Origin of the sequence: Hymenobacter elongatus (genome assembly GCF_004745955.1) — a bacterium.
Taxonomy (GTDB): Bacteria; Bacteroidota; Bacteroidia; order Cytophagales; family Hymenobacteraceae; genus Hymenobacter; species Hymenobacter elongatus.
This window is the reverse complement of sequence record NZ_SRLD01000014.1, coordinates 1-12,270: the sequence shown is the minus strand read 5'-3', so window position 1 is coordinate 12,270 and position 12,270 is coordinate 1. Positions and strand designations below refer to the sequence as shown.

Below are 12,270 nucleotides of genomic sequence, written 5' to 3'. Positions count from 1 at the left end.
ACGAATAGAGATGATACGCCCGAAAATCAGGCGCGGCGTCAAGGTACATAATCCGGCGGATGTAGGCGGCATGCAGCGTTTATCTATGTTGTATCTTCCGGCCTCGCTCCACTTTCCACCCGTGTTTTCTATGCTTCACATCCGACGCGCTACTCTGGCGGCCTTCGTACTCTGCACCCTGACGCACGCGCCCGCCTGGGCCCAGAAAACCTACCTGCACTGCGGGCGGCTGCTGGACATGCGCTCTACCAAGGCCCAGACCGAAATGACCATCGTCGTCGAGCAGGGCCGCGTGGTGGCCGTGCAGGCGGGCTACGCCATGGGCAGCGGCACCGACAAGGTTATCGACCTGAAAAACAAGACGGTGCTACCCGGCCTCATCGACTGCCACGTGCATATGGAAGGCGAAACCAGCAAAGACAACTTCCTGAAGGAACTCACCGAAAACCCCGCCGACGTAGCCTTTGGCTCGCTCGACCACGCCCGCAAAACCCTACTCGCCGGCTTCACAACGGTGCGCGACCTGGGCGGCTCGGGGGTGAACGTGGCCCTGCGCAATGCCATCAACCGGGGCCAGGTAGTGGGGCCGCGCATTTTCACGGCGGGCCGGGCCATATCGGGCACCGGCGGCCACATGGACCCCACCAACGGCTACCGCCAGGACCTGATGGGCGTGCCCGGCCCCGCCGATGGCGTGGCCAACGGCCCCGAGCAGTGCCGCCAAGCCGTGCGCGAGCAGTACAAGCGTGGTTCCGACCTGATCAAGATTGCCTCTACCGGCGGCGTGCTCAGCGTGGCCAAAGACGGCAGCAGCGCCCAAATGACGGAAGAAGAGATAAAGGCCATCGTGGAAACCGCCCGCGACCTGGGCCTGACAGTGGCCTGCCACGCCCACGGCGCCGAAGGCATGAAGCGCGCCATCCGGGCGGGCGTTACCAGCATTGAGCACGGCACGCTGATGGACGAGGAAACGATGAAGCTGATGAAGAAATTCGGCACCTGGTACGTGCCCACCATTACGGCGGGCAAGTCGGTAGCCGACTCGGCCAAAATCCCCAACTACTACCCGCCGCTGGTAACGCCCAAGGCCCTGAGCATCGGGCCGAAGCTGCAAACTACCTTTGGCAAAGCCTACAAAGCGGGAGTGAAAATTGCGTTCGGCACCGATGCTTCCGTGTTTCGGCACGGCGTCAATGCCCTGGAGTTTCAGTACATGGTAGAGGCCGGAATGCCCGCTTACGAAGCCTTGCGGGCCGCTACCGTGTCGGCGGCTGAGCTGCTGGGCCAAACCGAAAGCCTCGGCACCCTGGAAGCCGGTAAGCTGGCCGACATAGTAGCCGTGGAAGGCGACCCGATTCAGGATATCAAGGCGATGCAGCGCGTGCGCTTCGTGATGAAACAAGGGGTAGTACATCGGCAGGAATAGCGCCTGGCTACGTGCCCCGCAACTACCAAAAAGCTCGGGGCCGACGTGTGCGTGGCCGTCACGGGTCTGTGCGCGGCTGGCGGTTCCGAAACTGAGGAAAACCGGCCGGCACACTGTTCTATGCCTTTCTGTACCAGAACCGCGCCGCAGGGCACCGGCAGGAATTTCAGGGCGACTGCCAGAGCGTGCGACACCAAGCCGTCGATTTCGTGTACCGCAAGCTGGGCGAATTGCTGGACCGCTTCCCGCCCGATCAGGAGAAGATGACGGCTTAGGCCTGGTCGGGGCGCGGACGGGCCAGGAGCATCATTTTCAGATTCTGGTGTACCACATCGCCCATGCTGCGGCAGCGGTCGAAGGCGGTGGTGGCATAGTGCTGGTTGAGCTGGGCTTTAAGCTGGGCGGTTTTTTCGGGCGTCGATACCTCGTCGTGCCGCATGATATCCATCAACCCTTTGAGGCGGTAGCGCTCCAGCCGCACGCGCCGGGCAATGAGGGTGCGTTCCTCGGCTTGGTACTGCCGGATGGTTTCGGTGGTCAGCAGCTGGCTACACATCTGGACCACCTTGCGGTTATCTTTAAAAAACTGGGGCAGATACATGGTTTTTTTGCCCTCGTAGCTCTGCTGGTCGAAGTCGATGGCTCGCACGCGGTACTGCTCGTCCTCGAAGTCGGGTGTGGCAATGATGACATAGTTGTAGGCGCGCATGTCGCCGAGCAGGCGGGCAAAGCACCGCTCATTGAATTTTACAAACTCTTTGGCGATGCGCACCTGATTGAGGTGGGGCCGCTTGAGATGGTCGCGGATGAAGTCGTCGCCGGGAATGCCGGCAATGTGCTCCTCAATGAGGGAGTCGCCGCACACCAGATAGTTGATGCGGTTAGGCGACAACAAATGTTCCAGTTCCAGGCCGTACACGCGGGAAGCATCGGCCCGCTTCACATAGAAATAGTCGTAGTTGTCGTTGAGCTGATTGACGATGCGGACCCGAAACGGGTTGCTGTTGCCGAACTGGCAGTAGTCGATGCGGTCGGCCAGCAGGTGGTCAGTGAAAGACAAGTCGCCGTCGGTGCGCAGCAGGGCATACACCTCGGCCAGGCCCGCCGACAGCTCGACCAGCGTACTGGGCTCATAATAAACGGTTTGCCAGAGCGTGTCACGGCCATTGCGGTCCATGAGTGGAAACGAGCCGCTGAAGCGCAGCAGGTCGCGGTAAGTAACGGGCAACGGGCTTTCCCGGTCGTAGTCCTGCAAATAGCCCCGCAGCTCGGTCCCAATGGTATAGTTGATTTTCTTTTTGGATATCAGCGTCATAAAAAAGTCTGAGCAGGCAGAAAAAAGATTGGGCAGCTTGGGGGCTTGCGCGGGCCTCTAAAGGTAGGAACCGGCGGGTTTCCGGTGGTACGAAATGCCTTGCTTGGCCATCGGTACAGAAAAGGCTAATACTTTATTAATCCAAAATTCCGAACTTCGCGAACCCCTTCTTCCGGGCCTGATTTACTTGTATGAAAAAGCATATTCTTACGCTGCTGCTGGTGCTGCTGTGTCCCTTCTTATCGTCGGGCTGGGGCTTTCTGGCCCACCGCACCATCAACCAGCTGGCCGTGTATGCTCTGCCTAAATCTATGCAGAGCTTTTATTACCGCCACCTGCCCGAAATAGTGCGGATGGCCACCGCGCCCGACGAGCGGCGCGACGACGACCCCAAGGAAGCCCCCAAGCACTACATCGATATGGACCATTACGGCGAAGACCCGTTTGGAGCCATGCCAAAGCTCTGGGAAAAAGCCACGGCCAAATATTCGGCCGATACGCTGCGCAAATACGGTACGGTGCCCTGGACGGTGCTCGAAACCAAGGAAGCCCTGACCGAAGCCTTCCGCCAGCGCGACTCCGTGGCCATCGTGCGCCTGTCGGCCGAGTTGGGCCACTACATAGCCGATGCCTACGTGCCCCTGCACACCACCATGAACTACGACGGGCAACTGACCAACCAGCAGGGCATGCACAGCCTCTGGGAATCGAAGCTACCCGAGCGCCACTTAGCTGAGTATAAGCTGGACTGCGAGAAAGCGGAGTACCTGAAAGACCCCCTCCGCGCCATCTGGACGTCGGTGCAGGAGTCGTATGGCTTCCTGGGTGACACCTTCGACAAAGAGGAAAAAGTGACGCGCACCTTCACGACTGAAACCAAGTACACGTTTTCCCACAAGTTTGGCAAAACCCGCCGGGCCTATTCCGACGCCTTTGCCGATGCTTACCACAAGGAAGTAGGCGGGCAGGTGGCCTACCGGCTCAAGCAGGCCCCGACGATGGTGGCCTCCATGTGGCTGTCGGCGTGGCAGGACGCGGGCAAGCCCGACCTGGATGCACTGCTCGGAAACAAGCCCGGCAAAGAAGAGAAAGAGAAACTGGCCATCGAGTTGAAAGCCTGGGACAAAAACGAGTTGATTACCCAGGATCTGCTACTGGCCCTGCACAAGGAAAAGGCCGTGGAAAAAGCTGACCAAATCAACTCGGCGCAGGATATGGTAGCACCACCCGCCGAGGAGCCCGCCCCGGCCGTGCCGGCCCCGGTCACACCAGCCCCGGCAACCCCACTGGCAGAGCCGGAAAAAGTGAAGGTGAAAACCAAAAACGAGGAAGGCAGCAGCAAGCGCAAAGAGAAACGCAAGAAGGAGGACAAGAAGGAAAACGACGGCTGGAATTAACCTATCACACTGCTGCTCACTATGGTTGAGCTGCCAGATGTTGTACAATCGAAGCCGTTGGAGGCGCGTACTCTATAGCGGGGCCGGTGGGTCTGGGCATGTTGCCCAACCTGCCGGCCCCGTTTTTTTATTCACCTCTAACCCCTTATCCGATGATTTTACGCATGGACCGGCTGCCGATTGAGCTGCCAACGCCCAAAAACGCTTCGCCCAACGACGCGGCGGCCATTCAGGAACTCCTCGGGGGCAAGTTTGGGGAAATGTCGACGCTGATGAACTACACGTTCCAGTCGTTCAACTTCCGGGGCCGCAAGCGTCTGCGGCCATTCTATGATGTTATTGCTAGTATTGCAGGGGAAGAATACGGGCATATTGAGGTGGTTTCCTACGCCATCAATCTGCTGCTGACCGGCCAGACCAAGCGTGGCACTAACCCGGTACCGGCGCCGCTGGCACCGGCCGTAGATGCCCGCCTCTCCTACCATTTCGCCGCCAGCGCTCAAACCGCCTTGCCCGTTGACTCGATGGGTAATTTCTGGAACGGCCAGAACGTGTTCAGTAGTGGCAACCTGAAGCTCGACCTGTTGCACAACTTTTTTCTGGAGTGTGGGGCCCGCGCCAACAAGATGCGGGCGTATGAAATGGTGAGTGACCCCTGCGCCCGCGAAATGGTAGGCTACCTGCTCGTGCGGGGCGGCATGCACGTGGTGGCCTATGCACGGGCCCTCGAACACCTGACGGGCGTGGAAGTAACCAAGCTGGTGCCCGTGCCAGAGCTCAGCAACAAGGCGTTCCCCGAAACCCGCAAATACGAGGAAAATGGCCTGCACCGGAAGCTGTACACGTTTAGCCAACATGACTACCAGAAGGCCGGCCTTATTTTCAACGGCCCCCACCCCGAAGACGGCAAGCCGCTGGAAGTTGTATTCGGCGCCTTGGACGGCTTTCCCGTCCCCGATTTGGAAGAAGAGCCCCAGCTGAACTCACCCGGGGCCGACCACATTGACATGCAGATGTTTATGGACATGGCTAAAAAGATGGGCATCAAGTATTAACTACTAGCTGGTGGCTTGTGCCGCTTACGCTCTACATTTGGGTTGCTGCCGTCGTAGAAGAAGGCAGCAACCCTTTTGCTGTTAGAGGCGCCCACCCTTGCGTGCTTTTCTTCCTCCCCGATTTTTAGCTCCCATGCTCTCTTCCCGCCGTGCCGCTCTTGTGTCGAAACTATGCTATGGCGCGCTGCTGCTAGCCGGCTACGGACTGCCGAGTTGCAACCAAAGCCCGCCCGCAGCAGAAACGCCCGCCCTGCCAGCTCCGCCACCCGTGCCCGGCCCCGACCTGGTAACCCTGGCCGACAGCAACGCCGTAGCCTTGCTCACGGCTTACGGCCGGCAGTATCCGGCCTCGGAAGTTATCATCCGGACGCGCCACGGCAATATGCGCGTGAAGCTCTACGCCGATACGCCCCTGCATACGGCCAATTTTCTGCTGCTGGCCCGCAAAGGAGTTTTCGACGAAACCGTGTTCAACCGCGTCGTCAATGGCTTCGCCATTCAGGGCGGCCGCTCCGACCACCGCACCATCCGGATTACGCCCTATCATCTGCCGCCCGAAATCAGCCGAGCCCATTTCCACAAGCGTGGAGCGCTGGGCATGGCCCGCTACGATGACGAAAAGAACCCCGGCAAGCTGTCGTCTAACTCCGATTTTTACTTTGTGCAGGGCGAAAAGCTCACCCCCGATCAGTCGCGGGCCATGGCCGGGCGGCCTCTCACGGCCGAGCAGCAGCGCGTATACGCTACCACGGGCGGCGTACCGTCGCTGGACGGTAAATACACCGTGTTCGGTGAAATCGTGGAAGGGCTGGAAGTGATAGACAAAATTGCCGCTGAGCCCGTGACGCCCGACAAATGGCCCGTGAAGGACGTAGCCATCAAGGTAGAAGTCGTGCGGTAGCTGGCAGTGCGTTATTTCTTGCGTCGTACCCCTACGAGCTGCGTTTTGAGTACGTCGCCGGGCTGTTGCTGCTGTAATTCGGCCAGCTCAGCGCGGGTATAGATGATGGTTTTATCCGAAGCCTGAAAATCGGGCTGACTCAGGTCGGCATCCGCCGTTGAAGCCTCTTTGCGGGCCGGGTGCAGGTAGGCGCTATCGGGCCCGACGCGGTAGAGGTGATAGAAGAAATAGTGCTCCTGCGGCGCATCCCGGGGCTGAAACCGCACCACGTACACGTCGCCCACTTGCGGGTCGGCCAGCTGCGCCTGCAGCTCACTGACCGGAGCCGCAGCGGCAGCCGGGGTGGTAGCGGCGGGCTCCTGCGCTGGTTGTTTGGAGTCGGGCGACGTGCAGGCTCCGCACAGCAACAGCGCCAGGCCAAGAGCAGAGGACAGGGATTTGGGCATGCCGCAAGATAAAGCACCCAGCAGAAAAGCGGCGCAGTTCTTCTCATTCAAACAAAAAAAGGCGGCTGGCCCACTGCCAACCGCCTTTTTAAAAGATCAAAACGCTACACTACCAGATTTTGGCGCGTTGCGCTTCGGCCCGCACCATCTTGGCGTCCTCCTTGCAGCCAAAGGCTTCGAAGAACTGGGGCATGTTCTGCAGCGGCCCGTTGGTACGGAACTGCGCGGGGGAGTGCGGGTCGGTGAGCACCTGCTGACGCAACGCTTCCGGACGCATGTTATTGCGCCAGATCTGGGCGTAGGCCAGGAAGAAGCGCTGCTCCGGCGTGAAGCCGTCGACTTTGGTCTTGGGCTTGCCCGCCAGTGACTTTTGCAGGGCCGTGTAGGCAATGGTCAACCCGCCGAGGTCGGCCAGGTTCTCACCCATGGTGAGCTTGCCGTTCACATGCACCGAATCGAGGGGCGTGAAGGCATCGAACTGGGTGCCGACCAGCGCGGCGCGCTGCGTAAACTTTTCGGCATCTTCCTTCGTCCACCAGTCGCGCAGATTGCCTTCCGAGTCGTACTGCCGGCCCTGGTCATCAAAGCCGTGGGTCATTTCGTGGCCGATTACAGCTCCGATGCCGCCGTAATTCACCGCGTCGTCGGCGTTGGGGTCGTAAAAGGGCGGCTGCAGAATACCGGCCGGAAACACGATTTCGTTCATCGGCGGGTTGTAATAGGCATTCACCGTGGGCGGCGTCATGCCCCATTCCGTCCGGTCGATGGGCTTACCGAGCTTGTTGTTGTCAAAATTGGCCGCCCACATCCGCGCGTTCAGCACGTTCTGCAAGTAGGAGTCGCGGGTGATGGTCAGCGCCGAATAGTCCTTCCACTTGTCGGGATACCCGATTTTGACGGTGAAGGCGTTGAGCTTTTTCAGGGCTTCAGCCTTGGTGGCGGCACTCATCCAGGCATTCCCCTGAATGTGCTCGGCAAAGGCAGCCTTCAGATTATTCACCAACTGCAGGGCTTTCTGCTTCGACTCCGGCGTGAAGGCCTTATCGACGTACACCTGCCCGAAGGCTTCGCCCAGCGCGCCGTCCGTCGAGCGCAGCATGCGCTTCCAGCGGGGCTGCATTTTCTTCGCTCCCGTCAGGGTCTGGCTGTATTTGAAGCTCTCGTCGACGTACGCCTTGGGCATGGCGCTGGCCAAAGAGCTTACCAGGTGCCACCGCAGATAGGTTTTCCAGTCGCTGAGCGGCTCGGCCTTCAGCATCGTGTTGGCTTCCTTGAAAAAGGCGGGCTGGCCCACAATAACCGACTTGGCCGACGACAGACTCTGCTGCGCCAGCAGCGTCGGCGCGCCCAGGTTCGGATACTGCTTCTGCAGCTCCACCACGGTCATTTTATTGTAGTTGGCGTAGGGGTCGCGCAAATCGACCCGGCTTTTGGAGGCCTTGGCCAACCGGGTTTCCAGCCGCATGATAGTCGCCGCGTTCTTGGCCGCTACTGCCGGGGTTTCGCCCATCAGCGCAAACGTATTGGTGATATACGTCACGTAGGCGTTGCGAATGGCTTTGGACCGCGCATCATCCTTGAGGTAATAATCCCGGTCGGGCAGGCGCAGGCCGCCCTGCTGCATCTGCACGGCGTACTGGGTGCTATTCTTTTCGTCCTGCCCCACGCCCATGTTGAACACGGAGCCCGCCCCGATCAGCTGGTGCCGACCCAGAATGGTCTGTAGCCCCTTCACGTCCTTGATGGCGTCGATGCGGGCTAGTTCGGGCTTCAGCGGGGCAATACCAGCCTTTTCGATGGCCATCGAGTCCATAGCCGACGCGTAGAAGTCGCCTACTTTCTGGGCGTTCGTGCCTTTGGCGGCGGTGCGGTCGGCAGCGGCCTCATCCAGAATCTGGCGCTGCACGGCGCTGTTCTTATCAAAGAGCTCATTGAAGCTGCCCCAGCTTACTTCCGAAGCCGGAATAGGGTTGTTTTTCAGCCAGTTGCCGGAAGCATACTGAAAGAAATTGTCGCAGGGCGCTACCGTCTGGTCGATGTTGGCCACGTTCAGCCCCACGCCTTTTACTACCGGCTCTGCGGCGGGCGTAGCGGCAGCAGTTGCGGTAGAAGTAGCTGGCGCGGTGGTGGTAGCGGCGGGTGGGTTGCTGGTGGCGCAGCCGGCCAGGGTGAGACCTGCCACGGCTACGGAAGCCAGCGTCAGGTGATTTCTGTTTTTCATGCTGAAAGGATTAAGAGAGGCGGATTTTGGCTAGAAAGGTAAAGAAAAAGCATAAGGCTGAAGGGTACGCTTCGCCTCACTCCCACCGGCACAGTGCTTTGGATTGCAAACAGCGAAGCCGCTTTTGAGCGGCCAGCACCAACATTGGCGCGCCGCTTGGGTTGCATAAGCAGCCAAAACGCCACGACAGCCGCCTCGCAGATACATTTTAGTCCCAAGCGGCGCTGCTTGCCGCCCCCCGAATTCGTACCTTGCCCAGCTATGCCACCCCTGTTCAACCGTCGCCCCGACCCTGGTCTTGCCCCGGCTCTGCCGCCCGTGCCACTGCCGCTGGCCGAGCTGCTGGTGCGGGTGCGCCAGGCGCTGGAGACCCGTTTTGCCGATTCGTACTGGGTGGTAGCCGAAATTGCCGACCTCACGCCGCCGCGCCACGATGGCGGCCATTGCTACCTCGTACTCACCGACCAGCACCTCACCGGCCGGGGAGCCCAGCTCAAAGCGCAGGCCCGCGCCACCATCTGGAGTCAGCGCTACCAACAGCTGGCCCCGGCCTTTCTGGAGCAAACCGGCCAGGAGCTGCGGCCGGGCCTGAAGGTGATGCTGCGCGTGCAGGTCAAGTTTCATGAGCAGTATGGGTTGAGCCTCGACGTGCTCATGCTCGACCCCAGCTATACGGTGGGCGACCTTGCCCGGCAGCGCCTCGCGACGGTGCGGAAGCTGGAGGCCAAAGGCTTGCTGGAGCGCCAGAAAAAACTACCGCTGCCGCTAGGTCCGCAGCGACTGGCAGTTATATCGTCGCCCACGGCGGCAGGCTTTCAGGATTTCGTGCAGCAGCTCGGCGAGTCACCCTATGATTTTGCCGTGGCCCTTTTTCCGGCTGTTATGCAGGGCACCGAGTCGCCGGCCAGCATTCTGGCGGCGCTGGATGCCATTCGACCCCGACGGGCCACGTTCGACGTGGTAGTGATAATTAGGGGCGGCGGGGCCAAAACCGACCTACTGGCCTTCGACGACTACGGGCTGGCAGCGGCCGTAGGCGCGTTTCCCTTGCCAGTGCTAACCGGCATTGGGCACGAGCGCGACGAGGCAGTACTGGATTTAGCCGCGCATCTGGCCCTGAAAACGCCAACCGCCGTAGCCGCTTTTCTGGCCGAGCGCCTGACTCGCCTCGACGCGGTGTTTCTGGGCTATGCCGAACGAATTCGGGCGCTGGCAGCCCAGCAAGTTGAAGATGCAGCTGACCTGCTGGCGCAAGCGAGCCGCTATGTGCACCAGGCTGCCCACACGCAGCTGCAGGCAAGCCGCACTACGTTATACCAGCGCATCCGGGAGGCTGGAGCCGCGCCGCGCCATCAGCTGCAGCTGCAGCACCGGCAGCTCAGCCGCCATCGGCAGGGGCTGCAGCGCGCTGCCCGCCACGCCCTAGCGCACCAGCAGCAGAGCTTGCGGAGCGTGGGCCGTGCGTTGGCGCAGCGGTTTCGCCGCCTGCACCGCCGCCGCCGCGAGCAGCTGCTACGGCAGCGCTACCACCTGCAGCTGGCGGCCGAGCGGCTTCTGCACCGAGCTACGCTGCAGCTGGCCCACCACCCCACCCCGCCGCTGCCCGACGCGGCGGCGCTGGCCCGCCACGGCTACGTGCAGCTTGTTACCAACCACCAGCAGCCGGAAACGGCCTTGCAGCCCGGCGACGCGGTACGATTCCTGTTGCCTCACCTCACACTCACCGCCCAGATTATGGATCGGGTGCCGCATCTGGCCCCGCTTTCCTTTCCCGCCGATAGCTCCGCCCCCTACTCATGACCAACGACACTACCTACCGCCAGGCTATTGAAGAGCTAGAAACCATTCTGCGCGCCCTCGAAACCGATACCGTGGACGTGGACGACCTCACGGCTCGGGTCCAACGCTCGGCCGACTTGATCCGGCTCTGCAAGCAGAAGCTTCGCAATGCCGAATCGGCCATTGAGCAGGTATTTGAGAACCTGGAAGACGAAGACGAACAGGAGAGTGAAGGCGGAGCGGATGCACCACACGCAGCCACTGCTGAAGCCCCTACGCGCCCGCCCGGCAAAGGCCGCAACACCGGCCAGCTACCCTTTTAACTTACCCCACGGCTTCGGGAAAAGCCACGGGGCTGCTTGCATCCGCTGGGGTTTGCCCTATATTTGAATGTTCTGTTACAAAACAGATTTATTCAACTCGTTCTTAAATACCTCCTAAACACACCGCAGTATGTCAGTATTTGACGGCAACGAAGGCACCATTGTAACTGTAACAGCGGCAGCTGCTGTGACGCATAACTACAACGAGTGCCCGGACGACTCCAAGCCAGTATTCAAAGGTCAGTTCTTCGGCAAAAACAAGCTCAAAGATTTGATAGATGACTGCGGATCGGAATTCATCGGCATCCGCATCTACAATGCCATGGATGCCAATGGCGAAGGCGGCTTCGTCTTGGTAGGCGTGAAAGCCGACCAGAATGACCTGTATGATAATATCATTCTGGCTGACGGTCCTTCCTGTCCGCCTTGCTGTGCTCCCAATAGTCCGTTAAATAATTAGGTCCAGAGAATATGGCAGTGCCAGATACCGAATGGTTAGTGACGCTAAGCAAGCAGCTGAATATTCTTTCGTTGTTTACTTATTTGTTGCCTTCAGCAATTGGCATCTGGCACTGGCACTATTTAAGTGCAGCGCAAAAAAAAGTAGTATGGTTTGTAGTTGTTGCAGGAACCCTGCTCAATGCCCTATCTGAGATATCAAGAGTGGTATATCACAACAATTTGATATTTGTCTATTTGATAACCTGGACTGAGACTTTTTTTTTAAGCTGGGCATTTTATACCTCTTTTCATTCCGCAGCTACCAAACGTCGGTTTATTTGGGCAATCATTGTATTTATAGGGGTAGCACTCGTACAAACTCTGTATTTCCGCGGCCCATACGCATCGAATATATACACCAGGATTGCTCAGAGCATCTTGCTTAGTGGTGGTGCTATGGTGTATTTTGAGCAGACCTTACAGGAATTGCGCAACATACATCTTAACCGCGACCCTATGTTTTTAATTAGCGCCGGTGTAATACTTTACTTTGCGGGCACTCTGATGGTTTATCTGTTAGAAGACTCCATGTATGCCCAAAAGCAGTTTCAGCAAGTCTGGATCATGTATAGTATACAGTTTATTCTGCTAATTATTTTCAACTGTTTTTTAACCTATGCGTTGTACCAAGCGCGACAAAGTAAAACAGAAAACAATCTACCAGGACAAATAATCTAATATCCAGAATAGGCTCTACTTTTTTGCTTGGGTCAGCAAAGAGCATAGAAATCAAGCCAGTGCTCGGGTGCAACCCAAATTGTCGCTGCGTATTCGTAACTTAGGTCATGACTACAGCCCCCTCCACCGCCATGAGTAAGGCCGAATACCTAGCGTTGGCCGAGCAAAAATACACCGAGTTGCAGGCCCTTGCCACCCAGCCGACGTTCTACGATTACGAGAAATCCT

The 12,270-nt window shown here is 58.9% G+C and carries 11 protein-coding genes; 8 read left to right on the top strand and 3 right to left on the bottom strand.

The window, feature by feature from the left end:
• The first annotated feature begins 130 nt into the window (after positions 1-130).
• A complete protein-coding gene (locus tag E5J99_RS08680; protein ID WP_210114425.1) occupies positions 131-1,426 on the top strand; it encodes a metal-dependent hydrolase family protein in 1,296 nt (431 codons plus the stop codon).
• A 271-nt stretch (positions 1,427-1,697) separates the two neighbouring features.
• On the opposite strand, the gene E5J99_RS08675 is transcribed toward E5J99_RS08680, so the two are convergent.
• Positions 1,698-2,741, bottom strand: a complete 1,044-nt coding sequence (locus E5J99_RS08675; RefSeq protein WP_135497332.1) for a hypothetical protein — start codon at positions 2,739-2,741, stop codon at positions 1,698-1,700.
• Positions 2,742-2,932: 191 nt separating this feature from the next.
• Between E5J99_RS08675 and E5J99_RS08670 the strand changes: the two genes are divergently transcribed.
• The 3 genes from E5J99_RS08670 (at position 2,933) to E5J99_RS08660 (ending at position 6,094) form a co-directional block, all read left to right on the top strand.
• On the top strand, positions 2,933-4,138 hold the full coding sequence (locus E5J99_RS08670) for a zinc dependent phospholipase C family protein (protein ID WP_135497331.1): 1,206 nt from the start codon (positions 2,933-2,935) through the stop codon (positions 4,136-4,138).
• Between the two features lie 152 nt (positions 4,139-4,290).
• A complete protein-coding gene (locus E5J99_RS08665) occupies positions 4,291-5,193 on the top strand; it encodes a manganese catalase family protein (protein ID WP_135497330.1) in 903 nt (300 codons plus the stop codon).
• Positions 5,194-5,326: 133 nt separating this feature from the next.
• Positions 5,327-6,094: a peptidylprolyl isomerase gene (locus E5J99_RS08660; protein WP_135497329.1), complete on the top strand. Its 768-nt coding sequence runs from the start codon at positions 5,327-5,329 to the stop codon at positions 6,092-6,094.
• 11 nt (positions 6,095-6,105) lie between these two features.
• Here the strand turns inward: E5J99_RS08660 and E5J99_RS08655 are convergent, their stop codons facing one another.
• On the bottom strand, positions 6,106-6,540 hold the full coding sequence (locus E5J99_RS08655) for a hypothetical protein (protein ID WP_135497328.1): 435 nt from the start codon (positions 6,538-6,540) through the stop codon (positions 6,106-6,108).
• Positions 6,541-6,649: 109 nt separating this feature from the next.
• Positions 6,650-8,761 (bottom strand): M13 family metallopeptidase, encoded by a 2,112-nt coding sequence (locus E5J99_RS08650; protein WP_135497327.1) that lies wholly within the window; start codon positions 8,759-8,761, stop codon positions 6,650-6,652.
• Between the two features lie 261 nt (positions 8,762-9,022).
• Between E5J99_RS08650 and xseA the strand changes: the two genes are divergently transcribed.
• The 4 genes from xseA to E5J99_RS08630 all read left to right on the top strand — a co-directional run bounded on the left by xseA (position 9,023) and on the right by E5J99_RS08630 (position 12,042).
• Positions 9,023-10,561, top strand: a complete 1,539-nt coding sequence (xseA, locus tag E5J99_RS08645; RefSeq protein ID WP_135497326.1) for an exodeoxyribonuclease VII large subunit — start codon at positions 9,023-9,025, stop codon at positions 10,559-10,561.
• Positions 10,558-10,863 carry an exodeoxyribonuclease VII small subunit gene (gene xseB / locus E5J99_RS08640; protein WP_135497325.1) on the top strand — a complete coding sequence of 102 codons (306 nt, stop codon included), beginning with the start codon at positions 10,558-10,560 and terminating at the stop codon, positions 10,861-10,863. The genes xseA and xseB overlap by 4 nt, the downstream gene beginning before the upstream one ends.
• A 130-nt stretch (positions 10,864-10,993) precedes the next feature.
• Positions 10,994-11,323, top strand: a complete 330-nt coding sequence (locus E5J99_RS08635) for a hypothetical protein (RefSeq protein WP_135497324.1) — start codon at positions 10,994-10,996, stop codon at positions 11,321-11,323.
• 11 nt (positions 11,324-11,334) lie between these two features.
• Positions 11,335-12,042 (top strand): hypothetical protein, encoded by a 708-nt coding sequence (locus E5J99_RS08630; RefSeq protein WP_135497323.1) that lies wholly within the window; start codon positions 11,335-11,337, stop codon positions 12,040-12,042.
• Positions 12,043-12,270: the final 228 nt, after the last annotated feature.